This window comes from Aquaspirillum sp. (assembly GCF_055136605.1).
Map to the genome: position 1 here is coordinate 1 of NZ_JBSQVP010000024.1, position 21,417 is coordinate 21,417.

36 protein-coding genes are annotated in these 21,417 nt (G+C 50.4%); 30 read left to right on the forward strand and 6 right to left on the reverse strand.

Annotation, left to right across the window (positions count from 1 at the left end; translation table 11 throughout):
- The 30 genes from ACTBZS_RS05675 to rplQ all read left to right on the forward strand — a co-directional run.
- On the forward strand, positions 1-103 hold a 103-nt coding region (locus ACTBZS_RS05675), incomplete at its 5' end, for an EF-Tu C-terminal domain-related protein (RefSeq protein WP_463043550.1).
- A 14-nt stretch (positions 104-117) separates the two neighbouring features.
- Entirely contained in the window at positions 118-429 is a 312-nt protein-coding gene (gene rpsJ, locus ACTBZS_RS05680) for a 30S ribosomal protein S10 (RefSeq protein WP_022652697.1), read from the forward strand.
- A gap of 142 nt (positions 430-571) precedes the next feature.
- On the forward strand, positions 572-1,219 hold the full coding sequence (gene rplC, locus ACTBZS_RS05685) for a 50S ribosomal protein L3 (RefSeq protein ID WP_022652696.1): 648 nt from the start codon (positions 572-574) through the stop codon (positions 1,217-1,219).
- Positions 1,219-1,839, forward strand: coding sequence for a 50S ribosomal protein L4 (rplD, locus tag ACTBZS_RS05690; RefSeq protein ID WP_022652695.1), 621 nt, complete (start codon positions 1,219-1,221; stop codon positions 1,837-1,839). Before rplC ends, rplD begins: the two co-directional genes overlap by 1 nt.
- Entirely contained in the window at positions 1,836-2,132 is a 297-nt protein-coding gene (rplW, locus tag ACTBZS_RS05695) for a 50S ribosomal protein L23 (protein ID WP_460429283.1), read from the forward strand. The genes rplD and rplW overlap by 4 nt, the downstream gene beginning before the upstream one ends.
- 11 nt (positions 2,133-2,143) lie before the next feature.
- Positions 2,144-2,977, forward strand: coding sequence for a 50S ribosomal protein L2 (rplB, locus tag ACTBZS_RS05700; protein ID WP_022652693.1), 834 nt, complete (start codon positions 2,144-2,146; stop codon positions 2,975-2,977).
- 6 nt (positions 2,978-2,983) lie between these two features.
- Positions 2,984-3,259 (forward strand): 30S ribosomal protein S19, encoded by a 276-nt coding sequence (gene rpsS / locus ACTBZS_RS05705; protein WP_022652692.1) that lies wholly within the window; start codon positions 2,984-2,986, stop codon positions 3,257-3,259.
- 9 nt (positions 3,260-3,268) lie between these two features.
- Positions 3,269-3,598 (forward strand): 50S ribosomal protein L22, encoded by a 330-nt coding sequence (gene rplV, locus ACTBZS_RS05710; RefSeq protein WP_460429284.1) that lies wholly within the window; start codon positions 3,269-3,271, stop codon positions 3,596-3,598.
- 10 nt (positions 3,599-3,608) lie between these two features.
- Complete coding sequence (rpsC, locus tag ACTBZS_RS05715) at positions 3,609-4,310, forward strand: 30S ribosomal protein S3 (protein WP_022652690.1); 702 nt, start codon at positions 3,609-3,611, stop codon at positions 4,308-4,310.
- Positions 4,294-4,710 carry a 50S ribosomal protein L16 gene (gene rplP, locus ACTBZS_RS05720; RefSeq protein WP_460429285.1) on the forward strand — a complete coding sequence of 139 codons (417 nt, stop codon included), beginning with the start codon at positions 4,294-4,296 and terminating at the stop codon, positions 4,708-4,710. The genes rpsC and rplP overlap by 17 nt, the downstream gene beginning before the upstream one ends.
- Entirely contained in the window at positions 4,710-4,898 is a 189-nt protein-coding gene (gene rpmC / locus ACTBZS_RS05725) for a 50S ribosomal protein L29 (RefSeq protein ID WP_022652688.1), read from the forward strand. The genes rplP and rpmC overlap by 1 nt, the downstream gene beginning before the upstream one ends.
- A gap of 1 nt (position 4,899) precedes the next feature.
- Positions 4,900-5,166, forward strand: coding sequence for a 30S ribosomal protein S17 (rpsQ, locus tag ACTBZS_RS05730; protein ID WP_022652687.1), 267 nt, complete (start codon positions 4,900-4,902; stop codon positions 5,164-5,166).
- 192 nt (positions 5,167-5,358) lie between these two features.
- Positions 5,359-5,727 carry a 50S ribosomal protein L14 gene (gene rplN, locus ACTBZS_RS05735; RefSeq protein WP_022652686.1) on the forward strand — a complete coding sequence of 123 codons (369 nt, stop codon included), beginning with the start codon at positions 5,359-5,361 and terminating at the stop codon, positions 5,725-5,727.
- Positions 5,728-5,739: 12 nt separating this feature from the next.
- Positions 5,740-6,060 carry a 50S ribosomal protein L24 gene (rplX, locus tag ACTBZS_RS05740; RefSeq protein WP_460429286.1) on the forward strand — a complete coding sequence of 107 codons (321 nt, stop codon included), beginning with the start codon at positions 5,740-5,742 and terminating at the stop codon, positions 6,058-6,060.
- A gap of 9 nt (positions 6,061-6,069) precedes the next feature.
- A complete protein-coding gene (gene rplE, locus ACTBZS_RS05745; RefSeq protein ID WP_460429287.1) occupies positions 6,070-6,612 on the forward strand; it encodes a 50S ribosomal protein L5 in 543 nt (180 codons plus the stop codon).
- Between the two features lie 3 nt (positions 6,613-6,615).
- Complete coding sequence (gene rpsN, locus ACTBZS_RS05750) at positions 6,616-6,921, forward strand: 30S ribosomal protein S14 (RefSeq protein WP_022652683.1); 306 nt, start codon at positions 6,616-6,618, stop codon at positions 6,919-6,921.
- 13 nt (positions 6,922-6,934) lie between these two features.
- Positions 6,935-7,330 (forward strand): 30S ribosomal protein S8, encoded by a 396-nt coding sequence (rpsH, locus tag ACTBZS_RS05755; protein ID WP_022652681.1) that lies wholly within the window; start codon positions 6,935-6,937, stop codon positions 7,328-7,330.
- 9 nt (positions 7,331-7,339) lie between these two features.
- Positions 7,340-7,873: a 50S ribosomal protein L6 gene (gene rplF / locus ACTBZS_RS05760; RefSeq protein WP_460429288.1), complete on the forward strand. Its 534-nt coding sequence runs from the start codon at positions 7,340-7,342 to the stop codon at positions 7,871-7,873.
- Between the two features lie 13 nt (positions 7,874-7,886).
- Positions 7,887-8,240, forward strand: coding sequence for a 50S ribosomal protein L18 (gene rplR / locus ACTBZS_RS05765; protein WP_022652679.1), 354 nt, complete (start codon positions 7,887-7,889; stop codon positions 8,238-8,240).
- Positions 8,241-8,252: 12 nt separating this feature from the next.
- Complete coding sequence (gene rpsE / locus ACTBZS_RS05770; RefSeq protein WP_022652678.1) at positions 8,253-8,771, forward strand: 30S ribosomal protein S5; 519 nt, start codon at positions 8,253-8,255, stop codon at positions 8,769-8,771.
- Positions 8,768-8,953 (forward strand): 50S ribosomal protein L30, encoded by a 186-nt coding sequence (gene rpmD / locus ACTBZS_RS05775; protein WP_022652677.1) that lies wholly within the window; start codon positions 8,768-8,770, stop codon positions 8,951-8,953. The genes rpsE and rpmD overlap by 4 nt, the downstream gene beginning before the upstream one ends.
- The gene (gene rplO / locus ACTBZS_RS05780) at positions 8,954-9,388 is read left to right on the forward strand and encodes a 50S ribosomal protein L15 (RefSeq protein ID WP_460429289.1); all 435 of its coding nucleotides are present in this window, start codon (positions 8,954-8,956) and stop codon (positions 9,386-9,388) included.
- Between the two features lie 11 nt (positions 9,389-9,399).
- A complete protein-coding gene (gene secY, locus ACTBZS_RS05785; protein ID WP_460429290.1) occupies positions 9,400-10,725 on the forward strand; it encodes a preprotein translocase subunit SecY in 1,326 nt (441 codons plus the stop codon).
- 23 nt (positions 10,726-10,748) lie between these two features.
- Positions 10,749-10,967 carry a translation initiation factor IF-1 gene (infA, locus tag ACTBZS_RS05790; protein WP_022652674.1) on the forward strand — a complete coding sequence of 73 codons (219 nt, stop codon included), beginning with the start codon at positions 10,749-10,751 and terminating at the stop codon, positions 10,965-10,967.
- A 44-nt stretch (positions 10,968-11,011) separates the two neighbouring features.
- Positions 11,012-11,125, forward strand: coding sequence for a 50S ribosomal protein L36 (gene rpmJ / locus ACTBZS_RS05795; RefSeq protein WP_011137711.1), 114 nt, complete (start codon positions 11,012-11,014; stop codon positions 11,123-11,125).
- Positions 11,126-11,185: 60 nt separating this feature from the next.
- Positions 11,186-11,548 (forward strand): 30S ribosomal protein S13, encoded by a 363-nt coding sequence (gene rpsM, locus ACTBZS_RS05800; protein WP_022652673.1) that lies wholly within the window; start codon positions 11,186-11,188, stop codon positions 11,546-11,548.
- Between the two features lie 13 nt (positions 11,549-11,561).
- A complete protein-coding gene (rpsK, locus tag ACTBZS_RS05805) occupies positions 11,562-11,954 on the forward strand; it encodes a 30S ribosomal protein S11 (RefSeq protein WP_022652672.1) in 393 nt (130 codons plus the stop codon).
- Between the two features lie 18 nt (positions 11,955-11,972).
- Positions 11,973-12,593, forward strand: coding sequence for a 30S ribosomal protein S4 (rpsD, locus tag ACTBZS_RS05810; protein WP_463043539.1), 621 nt, complete (start codon positions 11,973-11,975; stop codon positions 12,591-12,593).
- A gap of 25 nt (positions 12,594-12,618) precedes the next feature.
- Positions 12,619-13,602, forward strand: a complete 984-nt coding sequence (locus ACTBZS_RS05815) for a DNA-directed RNA polymerase subunit alpha (protein ID WP_022652670.1) — start codon at positions 12,619-12,621, stop codon at positions 13,600-13,602.
- Between the two features lie 31 nt (positions 13,603-13,633).
- Entirely contained in the window at positions 13,634-14,026 is a 393-nt protein-coding gene (gene rplQ / locus ACTBZS_RS05820; RefSeq protein WP_022652669.1) for a 50S ribosomal protein L17, read from the forward strand.
- 61 nt (positions 14,027-14,087) lie between these two features.
- On the opposite strand, the gene ACTBZS_RS05825 is transcribed toward rplQ, so the two are convergent.
- The 6 genes from ACTBZS_RS05825 to miaB are packed head-to-tail and all read right to left on the reverse strand — an operon-like array spanning position 14,088 to position 21,274.
- Entirely contained in the window at positions 14,088-16,106 is a 2,019-nt protein-coding gene (locus ACTBZS_RS05825; RefSeq protein WP_463043540.1) for an LTA synthase family protein, read from the reverse strand.
- Between the two features lie 3 nt (positions 16,107-16,109).
- On the reverse strand, positions 16,110-17,594 hold the full coding sequence (lnt, locus tag ACTBZS_RS05830; protein ID WP_463043541.1) for an apolipoprotein N-acyltransferase: 1,485 nt from the start codon (positions 17,592-17,594) through the stop codon (positions 16,110-16,112).
- The gene (locus tag ACTBZS_RS05835; RefSeq protein ID WP_460429293.1) at positions 17,594-18,433 is read right to left on the reverse strand and encodes an HlyC/CorC family transporter; all 840 of its coding nucleotides are present in this window, start codon (positions 18,431-18,433) and stop codon (positions 17,594-17,596) included. Before ACTBZS_RS05835 ends, lnt begins: the two co-directional genes overlap by 1 nt.
- Positions 18,434-18,438: 5 nt before the next feature.
- Positions 18,439-18,951, reverse strand: coding sequence for an rRNA maturation RNase YbeY (gene ybeY / locus ACTBZS_RS05840; RefSeq protein ID WP_460429294.1), 513 nt, complete (start codon positions 18,949-18,951; stop codon positions 18,439-18,441).
- On the reverse strand, positions 18,948-19,910 hold the full coding sequence (locus tag ACTBZS_RS05845; RefSeq protein WP_460429295.1) for a PhoH family protein: 963 nt from the start codon (positions 19,908-19,910) through the stop codon (positions 18,948-18,950). Before ACTBZS_RS05845 ends, ybeY begins: the two co-directional genes overlap by 4 nt.
- Positions 19,907-21,274, reverse strand: coding sequence for a tRNA (N6-isopentenyl adenosine(37)-C2)-methylthiotransferase MiaB (gene miaB / locus ACTBZS_RS05850; RefSeq protein ID WP_460429536.1), 1,368 nt, complete (start codon positions 21,272-21,274; stop codon positions 19,907-19,909). The genes ACTBZS_RS05845 and miaB overlap by 4 nt, the downstream gene beginning before the upstream one ends.
- Positions 21,275-21,417 lie beyond the last annotated feature (143 nt).

Genomic DNA, 21,417 nt, shown 5'->3' on the forward strand with positions numbered 1-21,417 from the left:
TGAATTGATCGCCCCTATCGCTATGGAAGAGGGTCTGCGTTTCGCTATCCGTGAAGGCGGTCGTACCGTCGGCGCCGGTGTCGTTGCCAAGATCATTCAATAAGGGACGCGACTATCATGCAAAACCAAAAGATCCGCATCCGCCTCAAGGCTTTTGATTACCAATTGATCGATCGCTCGGCTCAGGAAATCGTTGATACGGCTAAGCGTACGGGTGCTGTGGTCAAGGGTCCCGTTCCTCTGCCAACAAAAATCGAGCGTTTCGATGTGCTGCGTTCCCCTCACGTGAACAAAACTTCTCGTGACCAATTGGAAATCCGCACTCACCTGCGCTTGATGGACATCATCGATCCAACTGACAAAACAGTTGACGCTTTGATGAAACTGGATCTTCCCGCCGGTGTGGATGTGGAAATCAAACTGCAGTAATCCAACATAAATTTGCGTGATATCTTAAGTTTTTCTTGCGGTATCACGTGCTTATATGTTAGATTCGCGGGCTCTCTTGAACAGAGAGTCCGCTTTTGTTTTGCCGGTCAATCGCAACCGGCACCTCTTGAAGGAAATAACTATGCGTAGTTTAGGTCTTGTCGGTCGCAAGGTCGGCATGACACGCATTTTTGCTGATGACGGTGCATCCGTTCCAGTAACAGTGCTTGACATGTCTGCCAACCGCGTCACGCAAATCAAAACGCCAGAAACCGATGGCTACAGCGCAGTGCAAGTGACCTACGGCAGCAAAAAAGCCAGCCGTGTCTCTAAGCCTGAAGCTGGTCATTTTGCCAAAGCAGGCGTAGAAGCTGGCCGTGGTTTGACCGAGTTTGCTGTTGAAGCAGCAAAATTGGCTGAGCTCAAAGTTGGTGACTCCCTGACTGTCGAATTGTTCGAAGTTGGCCAAAAAGTTGACGTGACCGGTACCAGCCAAGGTAAAGGTTTCTCTGGCGCGATCAAACGCCACAACTTCTCTTCCAACCGCGCTTCTCACGGTAACTCCGTGACCACCCGTGCTCCTGGTTCTATTGGTCAAGCTCAAGACCCAGGCCGTGTGTTCCCCGGTAAGCGCATGGCAGGTCAGTACGGTAACGTGAAGCGTACCGTGCAAAATCTGGAAATCGTGCGTATCGATGTAGAACGTCAGCTGATTTTGGTTAAAGGCGCTGTGCCTGGCTCCAAACAAAGCGATGTGGTGGTACGTCCGGCAGTGAAGGCAGGTGCGTGATGGAACTGAAAGTTATCAATCAGCAAGGTCAGGCAGTTGAAAGCCTGCAAGCGTCCGACGCCCTGTTCGGTCGTGAATATAACGAAGCGCTGGTTCATCAGCTCGTTACTGCTTACTTGGCAAATGCCCGTAGCGGTAACCGTGCTCAAAAAGGCCGCAGCGAAGTTGCAAAATCCACCCGCAAACCATGGCGCCAAAAAGGCACCGGCCGTGCGCGTGCTGGTATGGCTTCCAGCCCTCTGTGGCGTGGTGGTGGTAAAGTTTTCCCATCTAGCCCAGATGAAAACTTTGCACAAAAAATCAACCGTAAAATGTTCCGCGCTGGTATGGCGACTATTTTGTCGCAATTGGTGCGTGATGAGCGTTTGGTGATCATTGACGATTTCACTGTTGAAACGCCAAAAACCAAAGAGTTCGCAGCCAAAGTGAAATCCCTTGGTCTGGAACAAGTTTTGGTGATTACTAAAGAGCTGGACGAGAATCTGTATCTGGCATCGCGTAACTTGGTCAATGTGCTGGTTATCGAAGCTCAACAAACCGATCCATACAGCTTAGTCCGCTTCAATAAGATCGTGATGACCCGTGATGCGGTGAAGCAGCTCGAGGAGCAGTGGGCATGAATCAAGAACGTCTGATGCAAGTGATCCTTGCCCCAGTGATTTCCGAGAAAAGCACTCGCGTGGCAGATCAGGATCAGCAAGTTGTATTCAAAGTGGTGAAAGACGCCACTAAACCTGAAATCAAAGCTGCGGTTGAACTGTTGTTCAAGGTAGAAGTTGAAGGTGTTCAGGTCTTGAATGTCAAAGGCAAGGTAAAACGCTTTGGTCGTTTTACTGGTCGTCGTAGTGACTGGAAAAAGGCGTATGTTAGCCTGAAGCCGGGTCAAGAAATCGACTTTACTGCCGCAGAGTGAGGAGATAGACCATGGCTTTAGTGAAAGTTAAACCAACATCGCCTGGGCGTCGTGCCGTTGTTAAAGTGGTCAATCCTGACCTCTACAAAGGCCGTCCCTATGCTCCGTTGCTGGAAAAACAAATCCAGAATGCTGGCCGTAATAACAACGGTCACATCACTACCCGTCATAAGGGTGGTGGCCACAAGCATCACTACCGCGTTGTTGACTTCCGTCGCAACAAGGATGGTATCGCTGCTAAAGTTGAGCGTATTGAATACGATCCAAACCGTACCGCGCATATCGCATTATTGTGCTATGCCGACGGCGAGCGTCGCTACATCATTGCCCCTAAAGGCGTGAAAGTTGGTGCTGAGCTGTTCAACGGTTCTGAAGCACCGATCAAAGCAGGTAACTGCTTGCCTATCCGCAACATTCCAGTCGGTTCTACCATTCACTGCATCGAAATGCAGCCTGGTAAAGGTGCCCAATTGGCCCGTTCCGCTGGTGCTGCTGTTCAGTTGTTGGCTCGCGAAGGCTCTTACGCTCAGTTGCGTTTACGCTCTGGCGAGATTCGTAAAGTTCACGTTGATTGCCGTGCAACCATCGGTGAAGTTGGCAACGAAGAACACAGCCTGCGTAAAATTGGTAAGGCCGGTGCTAACCGTTGGCGCGGTATCCGCCCAACCGTCCGTGGTGTGGTGATGAACCCAATCGATCACCCACATGGTGGTGGTGAGGGTAAAACAGCTGCAGGTCGTGATCCTGTCAGCCCATGGGGTACTCCAACTAAGGGTTACCGTACTCGCCGCAACAAGCGTACGAACAACATGATCGTGCGCCGTCGCTATTCGAATAAAGGGTAATTGAACATGGCACGTTCCCTGAAAAAAGGCCCGTTCGTTGACGCGCATCTGATCAAGAAAGTTGAAGCGGTGCGCCAGACCAATGACAAGCGCCCTGTTAAAACTTGGTCCCGCCGTTCGACCATTCTGCCGGAATTTGTTGGTCTGACTATTGCCGTTCACAACGGTAAGACTCATGTGCCGGTGTATGTGACTGAAAACATGGTTGGTCACAAACTGGGCGAATTTTCGCTGACTCGTACCTTCAAAGGCCACGCGGCCGATAAGAAGGCGAAACGTTAAGGTGTCGCGATGAAAGTTTCCGCTGTTTTGAAAAATGCCCGCGTGTCTGCACAAAAAGCACGCCTTGTGGCCGACCTGATTCGCGGTAAATCCGTTGAACAGGCATTGAACATCCTGACGTTCTCGCCGAAAAAGAGTGCCGAGTTGCTGAAAAAAGTGCTGGAGTCGGCTATTGCCAACGCCGAGCACAATGAAGGCGCAGACATCGATACTCTGAAAGTTGCTACGGTGTATGTGGACAAGGGCCCGAGCTTGAAGCGCTTCTCTGCACGCGCAAAAGGCCGTGGTAACCGCATTGAAAAGCAAACCTGCCACATCACGCTGTTTGTGGGCAACTAAGGGGTAGATCATGGGACAGAAGATTGATCCGCGTGGCTTCCGCCTCGCGCTGAACAAAAACTGGTCTTCCAAGTGGTTTGCGAACAGCCAAAATTTCGCAACCATGCTGAAGGCTGATATTGAAGTACGTGATTTCTTGAAGCAAAAACTCAAACACGCATCGGTAAGCCGCGTTGTGATTGAGCGTCCTGCTAAAAGCGCACGTATCACCATTCACAGTGCCCGTCCTGGTATCGTGATCGGTAAAAAAGGCGAAGACATCGAATTGTTGCGCAAAGAACTGCAAACCCGTATGGGCGTGCCAGTTCATGTCAACATCGAAGAAATCCGCAAACCTGAGTTAGACGCGCAAATCATCGCTGATGGTATCGCGGCTCAGTTGGAAAAGCGTGTGATGTTCCGCCGTGCCATGAAACGTGCCATGCAAAACGCAATGCGTTTGGGCGCACAAGGCATTAAGATCATGTCTTCCGGTCGTCTGAACGGGATTGAAATTGCCCGTACCGAATGGTACCGCGAAGGCCGTGTGCCTCTGCATACCCTGCGTGCTGATGTGGACTACGCGACAAGCGAAGCTCACACCACCTACGGTGTAATCGGCATCAAAGTGTGGGTGTACAAGGGTGACGTAAAACCAGGTCAAGTCGCCGCCGAGCCGGCTCAGCCTGAGAAGAAAGCACGAAAGGCAGGACGTAATGCTGCAGCCAACTAGACTCAAATACCGTAAGGTCCAAAAGGGCCGCAATACCGGTATCGCAACGCGCGGTAACAAAGTGAGCTTTGGTGAATACGGTCTGAAAGCAATTGGCCGTGGTCGTTTGACAGCTCGCCAAATCGAAGCTGCTCGTCGTGCGATGACTCGTCACATCAAACGGGGTGGTCGTATCTGGATCCGTATTTTCCCAGATAAGCCTATCTCCAGCAAACCAGCTGAAGTCCGTATGGGTAACGGTAAAGGTTCGCCAGAATACTGGGTTGCTGAAATTCAGCCCGGTAAGGTGTTGTACGAAATGGAAGGGGTTGGTGAAGAACTGGCCCGTGAAGCATTCCGTCTTGCTGCTGCCAAGCTGCCGATTCAGACGGTATTTGTCACCAGACAGGTAGGTCAATAATGAAAGCATCCGAACTGCGTGCTAAGTCGGTTGAAGAGCTGCAAGCTGAAATCATCAGCCTGCTCAAAGCTCAGTTCAGCCTTCGTATGCAATTGGCGACTCAGCAGCTGTCCAAAACCAGCGAGCTGAAAAAAGTGCGTCGCGATATCGCCCGCATCCGTACCGTTCTCCACGAAAAGGCAGCCTGATATGAGCGAAAGCAGCAAAGTCGTCCGTTCGCTGACCGGTAAAGTGGTTAGCGACAAAATGGACAAAACCGTGGTTGTCTTGGTTGAGCGTAAGGTAAAACACCCGCTCTACGGCAAGGTGATTCGGAAATCCAAAAAGTTCCACGCTCATGACGAAAACAATGAGTATGGTATCGGTGATGTGGTGGTGATTTCCGAATGCCGCCCATTGTCCCGTACCAAGACGTGGAAAGTCAGTGCGCTAGTAGAAAAAGCTCGTCAGGTATAATTTGTAGCTTGCATAAGGGTTCGCCCTTTTGTATAATGCTGCTTCTTTGTGATTGCCGGCCGATAAAGCCGGCAATTCTTGCCCTGACGGGTTCCAAAACTGGCCGCTCGATGTGCGCCGCACCTAATGTGCGGCGTTTGCTCTATCTGAAGGGTAGAGTTTTGGCGGATTAAGTTGGAAAGGTAAAAATCCATGATTCAAATGCAATCCATGTTGGAGGTTGCTGACAACACGGGTGCGCGTCACGTGATGTGCATCAAAGTGCTCGGTGGCTCCAAACGTCGCTACGCTCAAGTAGGCGACATTATCAAGGTGACGATTAAAGACGCCGCCCCCCGTGGTCGTGTGAAAAAAGGCGACGTGTATAACGCGGTTGTCGTTCGCACTGCTAAAGGTGTTCGTCGTCCTGATGGTTCACTGATTAAGTTTGATGGCAATGCTGCAGTGCTGTTGAACAACAAGCTTGAGCCAATCGGTACTCGTATCTTCGGCCCAGTGACTCGTGAGCTGCGTTCTGAGCGCTTCATGAAGATCGTGTCGCTCGCGCCCGAAGTTCTGTAAGGAGAAGGCTCAATGCGTAAGATTCGCAAAGGTGATGAAGTCGTTGTCATCACTGGCAAAGACAAGGGCAAGCGCGGTACCGTGCTGAAAGTGTTAGCCGACACCAACCAAGTTGTGGTCGAAGGCGTTCACATTGCCAAGAAACACGTTAAGCCAAACCCAGTACGTGGTGTGGCCGGCGGCATCGTTGAAAAAACCATGCCAGTTGACGTTTCTAATGTGGCTATTTTCAACCCAGCAACTCAAAAAGCCGACCGCGTTGGTTTCAAGGTGCTGGAAGACGGCCGTAAAGTTCGCGTGTTCAAATCGAACGGCGAAGTTGTCGGCGCGTAAGGAGTAACCATGGCAGCCCGTTTGCAAGAGTTTTATAAAAACACGGTTGTTCCTGAACTGATCAAAAAGTTCGGTTACAAATCTGTGATGGAAGTGCCGCGCATCGAAAAAATCACCCTGAACATGGGTGTTGGTGAAGCGGTTGCTGATAAGAAAGTCATGGAACACGCCGTTGGCGACCTGCAAAAAATCGCTGGTCAAAAACCGGTCGTGACTGTTGCCCGCAAATCCATTGCTGGCTTCAAGATTCGTGAAGGTTATCCTGTCGGTTGCAAAGTCACCCTGCGCCGCGAACGTATGTTCGAATTTTTGGATCGTCTGGTAACCGTGGCTCTGCCTCGCGTTCGTGACTTCCGCGGTGTGAGCGGTAAATCGTTTGATGGCCGTGGTAACTACAACATGGGTGTGCGTGAGCAGATCATTTTCCCAGAGATCGAATACGACAAAATCGATGCGCTGCGTGGGATGAACATCACCATCACAACGACCGCCAAAACCGATGAAGAAGCCCGCGCTCTGCTGGCTGCATTCAAATTCCCGTTCAAGGGCTAAGACATGGCAAAACTTGCACTGATTAACCGTGAAGAAAAGCGTGCCAAGCTCGTGGCTAAATTTGCCAAGAAGCGTGCTGCACTGCTTGAGGTCATCAACAACGCCAATCTGTCCGACGAAGAACGCTTTGCCGCGCGTCTGGCTCTCCAGCAACTCCCGCGTAATGCAAGCCCAGTGCGTCAACGTAATCGTTGTGCTATCACTGGTCGCCCACGCGGTGTTTTCCGCAAGTTCGGCCTTGGTCGTAGCAAACTGCGTGAAATTGCGATGCGTGGAGAAATCCCTGGCATCGTGAAGGCCAGCTGGTAATAGGAGAACACCAATGAGTATGCAAGATCCTATTTCCGATATGCTGACTCGTATCCGTAACGCTCAGCGTGCGGACAAAGTGTCGGTATCGATGCCGTCTTCCAAGTTGAAGACCGCCATTGCTAACGTCTTAAAAGACGAAGGCTACATTGAAGATTTCAAAGTAGAAGCCAACGATGGCAAGCCTACTTTAGAAATCCAGCTCAAGTACTATGCAGGCCGTCCAGTGATCGAGCGCCTCGATCGCGTGTCGCGTCCTGGTCTGCGTATCTACAAAGGCTCCAATGACATTCCTAAAGTCATGAACGGTTTGGGCGTCGCGATTGTGTCGACCTCCAAAGGCGTGATGACTGATCGCAAAGCACGTGCTGCTGGTATCGGTGGCGAAGTGCTGTGCATCGTGGCGTAAGGAGTAATTATGTCTCGTGTAGCCAAGAATCCAGTCGTATTGCCCGCTGGTGTAGAAGCCAAGTTCGGTGCAGGCGAACTGACTATTAAAGGTGCTTTGGGCGCCTTGACCATCCCTCTGCGTAGCGAAGTGGATGTGAAGTTAGAAGACAACACTTTGGTGTTTGCTGCAAAAGATAACAGCAAATTCGCCCGCGCTATGTCCGGCACCTTGCGTGCTCTGGCCAACAATATGGTGATCGGCGTTTCCAAAGGGTTTGAACGCAAGTTGCAATTGGTTGGTGTGGGTTACCGTGCACAGGCTCAGGGCGAAAACCTGAACTTGTCCTTGGGTTTCTCTCACCCAGTGGTCCACAAAATGCCTGAAGGCGTGAAAGTGGAAACCCCAAGCCAAACTGAAATCATCCTGAAAGGGATTGATAAGCAACGCGTGGGTCAAGTCGCTGCTGAAGTACGTGCATACCGCTCGCCGGAGCCGTACAAAGGCAAGGGTGTTCGTTATGCCGACGAGCAAGTGGTTTTGAAAGAAACCAAGAAGAAATAATTGAGGCTTTGTCATGGATAAGAAACAAGCTCGACTCCGCCGCGCACGCAAAACCCGTGCACGCATTTGTGAGCTCAAGATGGTGCGCCTTGCTGTGCATCGTACCAACAGCCATATCTACGCCCAGATCATTGATGAAACTGGCGGCAAAGTCCTCGCTAGCGCCTCGACGCTGGAAGCCGAGGTTCGCAAGGACATCGCTAACGGTGGCAATGTTGCCGCTGCTGCTTTGGTCGGCAAGCGTATCGCTGAAAAAGCAGTTGCTGCTGGCATTAAAGAGGTGGCGTTTGACCGTTCTGGTTTCCACTATCACGGTCGCGTGAAGGCCCTCGCTGATGCTGCCCGTGAAGGCGGCCTCGCGTTCTAATCGGAGAAGACTATGGCTAAGCATGATATTGAAGAACGCGGCGACGGTCTGATCGAAAAAATGATCGGCGTGAACCGCGTGACCAAAGTGGTCAAAGGCGGCCGCATCATGGCTTTCTCCGCCCTGACAGTGGTCGGCGATGGCGATGGCGGTATTGGCATGGGCAAAGGCAAATCGAAAGAAGTGCCAGTGGCTGTGCAAAAAGCAATGGAAGAAGCACGTCGCAAAATGGTTAAAGTGCCCCTGAAAAACGGTACTTTACACCACAGCGTGATTGGTAAGCATGGTGCAACTACCGTGTTTATGCAGCCCGCTCCGGACGGTACTGGTGTGATTGCTGGTGGTCCTATGCGTGCTGTGTTCGATGCAATGGGCGTGAAGAACGTGTCGGCAAAATGCCACGGTTCGACCAACCCATACAACATCGTCCGCGCGACTATCGACGGCCTGTCCAAAATGATGACTCCTGCTGACATCGCCGCTAAACGTGGCAAGACTGTCGCGGAGATTCTGGGGGTTGAAGAGCAATGAGCGAACAAAAAACAATCAAGGTGACCTTGGTAAAAAGCCTGATTGGTCGCATTGAAGGCCATCGTGCCTGCGCTCGTGGTCTGGGTCTGCGTAAGCTGAACCAGACGGTTGAGGTGATCGACACACCGGAAAACCGTGGCATGATCAACAAGATCAGCTACTTGCTTAAGTGCGAGGGTTAAATGTTACTGAACACCATCAAACCGGCCGCAGGTGCAACACACGCTAAAAAGCGTGTAGGCCGTGGCATTGGTAGCGGTTTGGGTAAAACTGCTGGCCGTGGTCATAAAGGTCAAAAATCCCGTAGCGGTGGTTTCCACAAAGTGGGTTTTGAAGGCGGTCAAATGCCTTTACAACGTCGCTTGCCTAAGCGTGGTTTCAACTCGCTGACACGTGCTTTCATTGACGAAGTGCGTTTGGATGCTTTGGCTGCATTGTCTTTGACGGAAGTGGATCTGTTAGCTTTGAAACAAGCTGGCTTGGTTCGCGCTTCTGCTAAAGCAGCAAAAGTCATTCTGGCAGGCACTATCGACCGTGCTGTGACTTTGCGTGGTATTGGCGCAACCGCAGGTGCGCGTGCTGCCATTGAAGCTGCCGGTGGCAGTTTTGCTGAATAAGGCGTGACTCTGTGGCCACTCCTTCTCTAGCAACGAACGCCAACAAGTTTGGTGATTTGAAACGGCGCATCTGGTTCTTGATTGGTGCTCTGATCGTTTATCGTATCGGTGCCCATATCCCTGTTCCAGGCATCAACCCCGTCGAGCTAGCGAAGCTGTTCCAGTCCTCGCAAACAGGCCTCCTCGACATGTTCAACATGTTCTCCGGGGGGGCTTTGTCGCGGTTTACGGTATTTGCCATTGGTATTATGCCGTACATCTCGGCCTCCATTATTTTACAGCTGGCTTCTGAGGTTGTTCCCTCACTGAAACAGTTGAAAAAAGAAGGCGATGCAGGACGAAGAAAAATTACCCAGTACACACGTTATGCCACAGTTCTGTTAGCGACTTTCCAGTCGTTCGGGATTGCGGTGATGTTGTTTACACAACCTAATCTGGTTCTGACACCACAATGGGAGTTCTACTTCACAACCGTGGTGACTTTAGTAACTGGTACCATGTTCTTGATGTGGTTGGGTGAACAAATTACTGAGCGCGGGATAGGGAATGGTATTTCCCTTATCATCTGCGCTGGTATTGCGGCTGGGGTACCATCGGCAATTGGTAAAACTTTGACCCTGACTTCTCAGGGCAACTTGCCTATTTTGCTGGTGGTTGCGCTTTTCATCGGCGTGATTGCTGTGACTTACCTCGTGGTATTTGTCGAGCGTGGTCAGCGCAAGGTGTTGGTGAATTATGCTAAGCGCCAAGTGGGTAATCGAGTTACTCAAGGCCAAAGTACACATTTGCCTTTGAAACTCAATATGGCAGGTGTGATCCCGCCAATCTTTGCTTCGAGCATTATTCTTTTCCCCGCGACTGTGGTGGGATGGTTTGGTCAAAGCGACGGGTTGGGTTGGCTCAAACGAGTCAGTGATGCGCTGCATCCAGGACAACCTGTTTATGTACTGTTATATGCTGCTGCGATTGTTTTCTTCTGCTACTTCTATACCGCCTTGGTCTTTAATCCAAAAGAAACAGCGGATAATTTGAAGAAAAGTGGAGCCTTTATTCCTGGGATCCGCCCCGGCGAACAGACTTCACGCTATATCGAGAAGATTATCCTGCGGTTGACTTTGATTGGTGCGGTGTACATCACGCTGGTCTGTCTGTTACCTGAGTTCCTTATCTTGAATTGGAATGTTCCATTCTACTTCGGCGGAACCTCGTTACTGATCATTGTCGTGGTAACGATGGATCTGATGACTCAGATTCAATCCTATGTACTGTCGCAGCAATACGAGAGTCTGCTCAAAAAGGCCAACTTTAAAAATGGCAGCGGACTCAGCTCTCGTTAAGAATCGGGATATTTCAAGAGATTATGGCTAAGGAAGATACAATCCAGATGCAGGGTGAGGTCTTGGAGACGCTGCCTAATGCGACGTTCCAAGTCAAGCTTGAGAATGGTCATGTTGTGCTAGGTCACATTTCCGGCAAGATGCGGATGCACTATATCCGCATTCTGCCGGGCGATCGCGTCACCGTTGAACTCACCCCTTATGACCTCTCCCGCGCTCGTATCGTATTCCGCGCCAAATAAGCGGGATCGGAACAAGGGCGCGGAGACAACATGAAAGGAAAATCATGCGAGTTCAACCCTCGGTGAAAAAAATTTGCCGCAACTGCAAAATCATCCGTCGTAACCGTGTTGTACGTGTTATTTGCACGGACCCTCGGCACAAGCAAAAGCAGGGCTAATATTTGTCCCTGCGATAGCTACGTGCTAGAATCGCAAACTTTTCGTTTTGGGGAATTAGTATGGCCCGTATTGCCGGGGTAAACATCCCGAACCATCAGCATACCTGGGTTGGCTTACAAGCTATCTTTGGTATTGGTCGCACTCGTGCTAAAGCTATTTGCGCCGCAACGCAAATTGCTCCAGACACGAAGGTCAAAGATTTGACCGATGCTGAAATGGAAAAACTTCGTGATGAAATCGCGAAGTTTACTGTAGAAGGCGATTTGCGCCGTGAAAACACCATGAGCATTAAACGTCTCATGGATCTCGGTTGCTATCGTGGTCTTCGCCACCGTCGTGGTCTGCCTTGCCGTGGTCAGCGCACTCGTACGAATGCGCGTACCCGTAAAGGCCCGCGTAAGCCGATCGCTGGCAAGAAGTAATTAAGGATAGATAATGGCTAAAGCAAACACAGTGCGTGTACGCAAAAAAGTGAAGAAGAGCGTATCCGAAGGGATCGTTCACGTTCACGCGTCCTTTAATAATACCATCATTACCATCACCGACCGTCAAGGGAATGCTTTGTCTTGGGCTACCTCCGGTGGTGCTGGTTTTAAAGGCTCGCGCAAAAGTACACCCTTCGCTGCACAGGTCGCAGCGGAGCACGCTGGTAAAGTTGCCCAAGAGTATGGTGTGAAAAATTTGGAAGTTCGCATTAAGGGCCCAGGCCCAGGTCGCGAGTCTTCTGTCCGTGCTTTGAACGCGCTGGGCTTCAAAATCACCAGCATCTCCGACGTGACGCCAATTCCACACAACGGCTGCCGTCCGCCGAAGAAACGTCGTATTTAAGATCGGAGAGATTGATTCATGGCACGTTATACTGGACCAAAATGTAAACTTGCTCGTCGTGAAGGCACCGACCTCTTCTTGAAGAGCGCGCGTCGCGCCATCGATAGCAAGTGTAAACTGGATACCAAACCGGGTCAGCACGGTGTAAAAAACACCCGTTTGTCTGACTACGGCGTTCAACTGCGCGAAAAACAAAAAATTCGCCGCATTTATGGTGTTCTCGAACGTCAGTTCCGCAAATACTTTGCTGAGGCTGCTCGTCGCAAAGGCTCGACAGGCGAAAACTTGTTGAAGCTGTTGGAATCTCGCTTGGACAACGTCGTGTATCGCATGGGCTTGGGTTCAACCCGCGCCGAAGCACGTCAGTTGGTAAGCCACAAGTCCATTCAAGTGAATGGTCAAACCGTTAACATTCCTTCTTTCCAAGTGAAAGCCGGTGATGTGGTTTCTGTGGTTGAAAAAGCCAAAAAACAAGTGCGTATCCAAGAAGCTCTGGCCTTGGCTGAGCAAATTGGTTTCCCAGGTTGGGTGGCGGTTGACGTCAAAAAGATGGAAGGCGTGTTTAAATCCATGCCCGAACGCACCGACCTGTCTAGCGATATCAACGAGCAGCTCGTTGTTGAGTTCTACTCTAAGTAATCGCTAGCCATTTCAAGGAAACACTATGCAAAACAGCGCTTCGGAATTTCTCAAACCGCGTTTAATTGATGTGCAGCCGGTTTCTCCGACGCAAGCTCGCGTCGCGATGGAACCCTTTGAGCGCGGCTATGCCCATACCCTGGGCAATGCTCTGCGCCGCATCCTGCTGTCTTCGATGCCCGGATTTGCTCCGACCGAAGTGTCTATCGCAGGCGTTTTGCATGAGTACTCTGCATTGGATGGGGTACGAGAAGATGTCGTTGATATTCTTCTCAACCTCAAAAATGTAGTGGTTAAGCTGCATGGTCGAGACAGTGTGCTGTTAACCCTCAAAAAAGAGGGAGAGGGCCCTGTCTTGGCAGGTGATATCGAATTGCCACACGATGTTGAAGTGATCAATCCCGATTTGGTGATTTGTCATTTGGCTGCTGGTGGCAAGATCGAGATGGAGATCAAGGTTGAAAAAGGCCGTGGCTATCAGCCCGTCAGCGCCCGAGTCAGCCAAGACGAAAATCGTACCATCGGCAATATTCTGCTGGATGCGTCCTTTAGTCCTTTGCGCCGTGTGAGTTTCTCGGTTGAGAGCGCTCGGGTGGAACAGCGGACTGACTTGGACCGTTTGGTGTTGGATATTGAAACCAACGGTGCGATGGAACCAGAAGAAGCTGTGCGTGCTGCTGCTCGCATTCTGATGGATCAACTGTCGATCTTCGCAGATCTGCAAGGTACCCCTGAAGAAGAGATTATTGAACGTGCACCACAGGTTGATCCTATCCTGTTGCGTCCGGTCGACGATCTCGAACTGACCGTGCGTTCGGCTAACTGTCTGAAAGCCGAAAACATCTACTACATTGGGGATCTCATTCAGCGTACTGAGACTGAACTCCTCAAGACGCCCAACCTCGGCCGCAAATCGCTCAACGAGATCAAAGAAGTACTTGCTTCCAAAGGTCTTACGCTGGGCATGAAGCTCGAAAACTGGCCGCCGGCCGGGCTGGAAAAACCGTAATTGCTCGGTTTGTCGGACAAAGGACACTAAAATGCGTCATCGCTTAAGTAATCGTAAACTGAATCGCACATCGAGCCATCGCCTGGCTATGCTCCGCAACATGGCGAACTCCTTGCTGCGTCACGAAGTGATCGTGACTACTGTGCCTAAGGCAAAAGAGCTGCGCCGTGTGGCAGAGCCTCTGATTACCTTGGGTAAAAAACCATCCTTGGCTAACCGTCGTTTAGCTTTCGACCGCACTCGCGACCGCGAAGTGGTTGGCAAGCTGTTCAACGAATTGGGCCCACGCTATGCAACTCGTCCTGGTGGCTATGTGCGCATCCTGCACTACGGCTTCCGTAAAGGCGACAACGCGCCTCTGGCATTGGTCGAATTAGTGGACCGCCCAGAAGTCGACGAAGCAGAAGTTGTCAGCGAAGAATAAGCCTAGTGCTTTCGTTGTAAACGGATGAAAAAAGCCCCTACCAATGTGTAGGGGCTTTTGTTTACTGTTGTTTCTGTGCCGCTTGTTTTTTGTTGTTCAACAGCAGATAGCGTGCCATTTCGTAATAGTGTTGTGTAAATTGGCGTAAGCGTTGTGCTTCATCGTTACGTTCTGCCTCAAGATTGTTCGCGGTTTGGCCGTCTAATTCGGCGAGATACCCCTTTTGTGTTGGTAGGCCTAGCATAAAGTAGTACGGTGCTTGCACAAAACCAATTTCTGGCCCGCGATCATGGGTGATGGTAAATGCTGCTTGCCGTGTTGCTTGACTGGGGGCTAATACATCACGGCCAAACGTGGTATTGATATAAGGCCGAGGCAGTAAACCTGCTAAAGTCGCCATCACATCAACTTGTGAAGCCACTTCTGTCCGTACTGCTGGGCGCAATAACTTTGGTGCATACAGCAAAAAGGGCGTGTGAATAGAGCTTAAACGTAAGTCTGTCCATGCTGCTGGTAGCACCGCACTGGCATTGCCAGTGATACCGTGGTCACCGAGAAAAACAAATACCGTATTATCAAAGTAAGCTTCTTTTTTGGCGGTTTCGATCAGGGTTTTAATCGAATAATCCATATAGCGGAAAGAATCGTACTCCTCCTGACTGTCAAAACCATTGGCTTTCAACTGTTCTAATGACCATTTTTGGCTCTGGAAATCGCGATCTTCCGCTGGAATGGTGTAAGGGCGATGGTTACCGGAGGTTTGGATAATGGCAAAGAAAGGTTTGTTTTGCTGTTTAAGAACCTGATTGGCTTCTTTAAACAAATTGGTGTCAGAGATGCCCCACGTATCATTGCGCTTGGATTGATAATGCCCTTCTTCATAAATTCGGATATTGCGAATATTGTTGGTTAGAACACCGCGAATATTGGCCCACGAAGTTGAGCCACCGATGAAATAAAATCGTTCATATTCAGGAAATGCGCTATCCATCAAGATATGTTGATCGGCAGCTTGCGGGTTTCGGCTAGAGGTATTCGCCGTTTCCACATCGGGAATGCCTGTCAGTGTGGTGAACACACCGCGTGCAGTACCAAAATGCGGCGTGAAAAAGCGAGTGAATAAAACCCCCTGTTTTGCCATCTGATCGAAATAGGGTGTGGTGCCGAGGGGGTTACCAAAAGTGCTGGTTTTATAAGCAGAAAATGATTCGACCAATACCAAAACAATATTAGGCGGTGTGGCAAGGGCATCACTGCGTGCTGGAATTTCACGTCGTAGGCTAAAGCGTGGGCCTGATGTGTTGGGTGGTACACCTAACCAATCGGCAATGACCGGATAGGCTTGTTCTACTTTGGCCTGATCAAACCCTGCGCTTTTGTAATCGAGGGTATCAAAGAAATTCAATACTGGATTGAGGCCGATGTTGGCAATAAAAGGGTTAGGCGTAAAAAAGGCATCACTCCAACGCAAAGGATATTGTGAGAGTTTGCCATGAATGCCTACAACGACTAATACCGCTGTTGTCAGTCCCAACCAAAGCCGATGGCGAGAGGTGGGATGATGCCATTGCCAGCCATGACGAGGTTGCCGTAGGCGGCGAAAGCCAGCTGCTACACTCCATAGCAAAACAGCGATCACCACAAACACGACCACAGTGATTTTGATGACTGGGTAGCTTTGCCACACCATTTCCGCCGAAGTTTGCCAATCACCTAAAAAGTTGAGAATCGCTGCATTGAGGCGGGTACGCAGATAAGAATAGTGACCAAAGTCGAGGCCAATCGTGGCGAGTGTCCCTGCGCTGGCGACAACAAAATAACCCCACCAAAACCGTTCTGCCCACCGATGGCGAAATGGAGAGAGTTTTGCCCACCCTCCGAGGAGTAAAAAGGGCAAGACAATGACCAAGCCCAAACGTAAGTCAAAGCGCGTGCCTAATACAAAAGCCTGTAATAAAGTTGCTGTTTCTGTGGCAAGTGCCGGATCGCGGAAATGCCACCAAAACCCTAGCCTGGCAAGAAAAGAACAGAGTAAAAAAAATAATAAATACCAGAGCGAGAATTTCAGTAGTTTTGGCATGATTTAACGGTGATCAGAAGGTCGGCGATAAGAAAAGCTCAAGACAATCGCCAGCAATAATGCAATTAACACTGGCCAATTTCCCCACTTTAAATAGGGTGTTTCACCTTGTCTGCCTTGTACCGAGGTGTCGAGGCGAGCATTGTGAAATTGAGGCAGTGATTGTAACACTTGCCCTCGTTGGTCAATGACTGCGGTTAGGCCGGTGTTGGTGGCGCGTAGCATGGGACGACCAGTTTCGAGCGCCCGTGCTTGTGAAAGCTGGAGATGTTGTTCAGCCGCTGTGGAATGACCAAACCAAGCCAGATTTGACACATTAGCCAGCAAAGTGGCCGAGCGCGCTCCGGCTAGTAATTCTTCGCCAAAACTGTCTTCATAACAGATATTGAAAGCAATTCTTTGATCAGCGACGGTAAACGGTTGTTGTTCTGGCTCGCCCCGAGTAAAGCCCGACAGCGGCATATTCATATAGCGGTACAACCAACCCGTTAACCACGGTAAGGGAACGTATTCACCAAAAGGCACAAGGTGTGCTTTGCGATACTGCTGTGTGGGTTGGGTAAGAGAAATCACGCCATTGTAATCACCGCTCATATCGCGCAATGGAATACCCGTGATGACCTCTTTTTCTTGCTGTTGCAATATGGCTTGCAGCGGCTGCAAGTAATTGGCTGGCAATTCATCATAAAAAATTGGCAAAGCAGTTTCGGGCAAAATCACCAGCCTAGCTTGGCTTGCCGTCATGTGTTGGGTGTAGGTGTCGAGGGTCTGAGCAAAAATCGTTGGTTCCCATTTCAGAGTTTGCGGAATATTGCCCTGCACCAGACTGATACTCAGCGGTTTACCACTGGCCTCTGTCCACTGAATATGGCTTAGTCCCCAACTGCCCACCCATGCTACAGCCAGCCCTAATCCTAACCACTGTCGGTGTTTGGGAAAGCGCCATAGCAAAACGAGTGCGCCTGCACTGGCTACCACAGCCCAAGTGACGGCATAAATACCAAATAACGGGGCTAGGCCAGCTAAGGGCCAATTGGGAATTTGGCTATAGCCGAGCCCGCCCCAAGAAAAGCCGGTTAACAGCCAACCTCGCATCCAATCGAAGAAAGTCCATAAACTTGGAAAAGCGAGTAGCCATTGCCAGTAGGGGTTGCGCCACGACAGTCGATAAGTGAAATACAAGGCAGCAGCAGGGAACAACGCCAGCCATGCGGGTAAGAGTGCCACCAACGGGATTGCAAACACCGCCGGTAGGCCAGCGATGTCATGTAGGCTGTGATAAATCCAATAGAAGTTGGCACAGTAGGCGCTGAGTGCCCATAGATAGATCCCACGTCCGGCCTGTGCTGCGTTATGCCGTGGTAACAACAGCAACACAGCTGCCAGCAAACAGGGGGCAAGATAGCCCTGACGAAACGGTGCGAACAAGACAACAGACAGCGCGCCCAAGAGAATGAGCGCGCCATAGCGGCTAAGCGTGATTGGCATTAGGAAGAGGGCGTGGTGTGATGAATACGTTGTACTTGTAGTGTGTGAATACGGCGGCTATCTGCCCGCAACACCAAGAACTCTAATTCACCGATTTGAATACTTTCTCCCCGCTTGGGAAGGTGGCGGAATTGGGAGACCACCAGCCCACCGACAGTATCATAGTCTTCATCGCTAAATTCAGTGCCAAACACTTGGTTAAAGTCGGTTAATTCGGTGACTGCTTTGACGCGATAGAGACCATTTTTTTGCGGCACAATGTGGTCTTCGGTTTCATCAAAGTCGTATTCATCCTCGATGTCACCAACAATCTGTTCAATCACGTCTTCGATGGTGACTAATCCAGCCACCCCACCGTATTCATCGACCACGATGGCCATGTGGTTGCGTGTTTCGCGGAACTCGCGTAACAACACATTAAGCCGTTTTGATTCCGGGATAAACACCGCTGGTCGCAAGCTATCGCGTAAATCAAAATCGTCAGGGGTCGCAAAATAACGCAGCAAGTCTTTGGCAAGCAAGATACCAAGCACTTGATCTTTGTTATCACCAATCACCGGAAAGCGTGAGTGGGCAGTTTCCATGACGAAGGGCAGAAAGTCGGGGACAGCTTGATCGACTGACAGCACGTCCATCTGACTGCGCGGGATCATGATGTCACCGACACATAACTCGCTGACTTGTAATACCCCCTCGATCATGGCGAGGGCGTCGGCATCGAATAAATTGCGATCAAAAGCCGAGTGCAACAGTTCGATCAGTTCTTCTCGGTCTTCTGGTTCACGTAATAAAAAGGCGGAAAGGCGTTCCAGCCAGGACGGTTTACTGGGATCGTCCATGAGGGTCAATTGCGCTCCGAAGCGTAAGGGTCCGCATATCCTAACCGCGCGAGGATGGCTGTTTCAAGTGCTTCCATGGCTTCTGCCGTGGCATCGTCTTGATGATCCATGCCTTGCAAGTGTAAAACACTGTGTATGGTCATGTGGGCGTAGTGTGCGAGCAGGGGTTTATTTTGTTCTGCTGCTTCGCGCACAATCACTTCATGACACAACACAATATCACCCAATAAGGGCAATCCAACGAAGGCAAACATATCATCGCCGCCTTCGTGGAGGGCAAAGGTCAAGACATTGGTGGCATAGTCTTTGCCACGGTAGTCGCGATTTAATAAGCGACCTTCCTCGGTATCAACCACACGAATCCCGACTTGGACATGGCGAACACGATGATCGAGTGCGGCTTTGATCCAGCGGCGGAATTGGCGCAGGGTGGGGCGTTCGCTGTGGTCAACCGTACAAACGAAGTCAAGCTCTAAGGTAGCAGGTTGATAGCGATAGCGTTGTTTTGTCGTTTTCAATGGCTTTCCTCTTTGATTGGCGGCTGTTGCCATTGGTCGTAGGCATCCACAATTTTTTGCACCAAAGGATGGCGTACCACATCATCAGATTGAAAGTGATGGAAGCGAATACCACGCACCTGAGCCAAAATCCGTTCCACTTCAACCAGCCCACTTTTTTGATGTCGTGCCAAATCGATTTGTGTTACATCACCGGTAATCACCGCTTTTGAGCCAAAGCCAATGCGGGTCAGGAACATTTTCATCTGTTCTGGTGTGGTGTTTTGCGCTTCATCGAGAATAATAAACGCTTGGTTTAAGGTGCGCCCCCGCATATAAGCCAGCGGTGCAATCTCGATAAGGTTTTTTTCAAACAGCTTACCCACACGGTCAAAGCCCATCAAATCGTATAGCGCATCATAAAGTGGCCGCAGATAAGGATCGACTTTTTGGGCAAGATCACCCGGTAAAAACCCCAGTTTTTCCCCTGCTTCCACGGCTGGCCGAACCAGAATAATCCGCTTCACCGCGTCCCGCTCCATCGCATCAACAGCACAGGCCACCGCCAGATAGGTCTTGCCAGTCCCTGCTGGGCCAATCCCAAAAGTGATGTCATGCTCGGCAATCGCCTTGATGTATTCATTTTGGCGTGGGGTACGGCCACGCAGTTCACCTTTGCGGGTCAACAACACCGGCACCCCAGCCTCTTGTCCGTCTTGGCCTAGGGTCGAGCGTTTCAGTTCGACTAACCCCAATTGAATGTCTTCCACTTCGAGCGGCCGTTGTGCCCGTAGGTAAAAAGATTCGATCACTTGTGCTGCTTCACGTGCACGATTGCCGATAATTTTGAACCGTTCATTGCGACGTGAAATGACCACATCTAACGCGGTTTCAATTTGTTTGAGATTATCGTCCAATGCACCACACAGGTTTTGCAACCGCAGGTTGTCAACTGGAGCAAAAGCAATATGTTCTATCACAGTGTGGCACCTTGCCCCACGCTGGCGGTGGATTCGGTTTCTTGTGTGACCACTTCTCCGGCTAAAGAGTGTGGGAACGCTTGGGTAATGCGGATATCGACCATCTGACGAATCAGGCGGGGGTGTCCCTCAAAATTAACAACACGGTTGTTCGCAGTGCGTGCCGCTAACAAATTTTCACCCCGTTTTGAAACGGCTTCGACCACGACTCGTTGTACGGTGCCGACCATGCTTTGGTTAATGGCGTAGCCATTGGCCTCAATCACTTCATTTAAGGCTTCTAGCCGCCGTACTTTTTCTTGATGCGAGGTGTCGTCGCTCAGGTTAGCGGCGGGGGTGCCGGGGCGAGGGCTGTAGATAAAGACAAAGCTAAAATCAAAGGCTAAATCTTTCACCAGCTTAAGCGTGGCGGCAAAGTCTGCTTCGGTTTCCCCCGGGAAGCCAACGATAAAGTCAGACGATAAATGCAAATCAGGCCGGACAGCGCGCAGTTTGCGGATAATTGACTTGTATTCCAACGCGGTATAACCGCGTTTCATGGCAGCCAAAATACGATCTGATCCCGACTGCACGGGTAAATGCAGATGACTGACCAATTTGGGCAGTTTTTCATAACAGGCAATTAAGCGGTCGGTAAATTCGCGGGGATGGCTGGTGGTAAAGCGAATCCGTTCAACGCCCGGAATTTCATGCACATATTCCAGCAACAAAGCAAAGTCGGCAATTTCACCATCGGCCATCTCACCCCGATAGGCGTTGACGTTTTGACCAAGTAAGACAATTTCTTTTACCCCTTGCTGTGCAAGGCCGGCAATTTCAACCAGCACATCATCGAGTGGCCGCGAGACTTCTTCCCCACGGGTGTAGGGCACCACACAGAAAGAACAATATTTAGAACAACCTTCCATAATCGACACAAAAGCCGAGCCGCCTTCAATGCGAGCCGGTGGTAGATGATCGAATTTCTCGATTTCGGGGAAGGTAATATCAATCTGTGACCGACCGGTGCTTTGTTTGGCGCGGATCAACTCTGGCAAGCGATGTAAGGTTTGTGGACCAAACACAACATCGACAAAGGGGGCCCGTTTGACGATGGTATCGCCCTCTTGTGAGGCGACACAGCCACCGACACCAATCACCAAATCAGGTTTGATTTGTTTAAGATGGCGAATGCGGCCTAAGTCAGAAAAGACTTTTTCTTGTGCTTTTTCGCGTACCGAACAAGTGTTAAACAGAATCACATCGGCTTCTTCGGGATTGTCTGTTTTTTCTACGCCGTGTTCCGCGTCAAGAATATCGACCATTTTGTCCGAGTCATACTCGTTCATCTGGCAACCAAAGGTCTTAATGTAGACTTTTTTCATCATGTCTTAGCTAGAGAGTGCCGAGAATTGGCAGAATAGCCAATTTTGTGAGTGGCAAGAATGAGTTAACCGTTAAGTTTAGCACAGCCCTGTGCCGGTGTTGCTCAAGCCGCGTTAGAATGCGATGGTTAAACGACAGATCA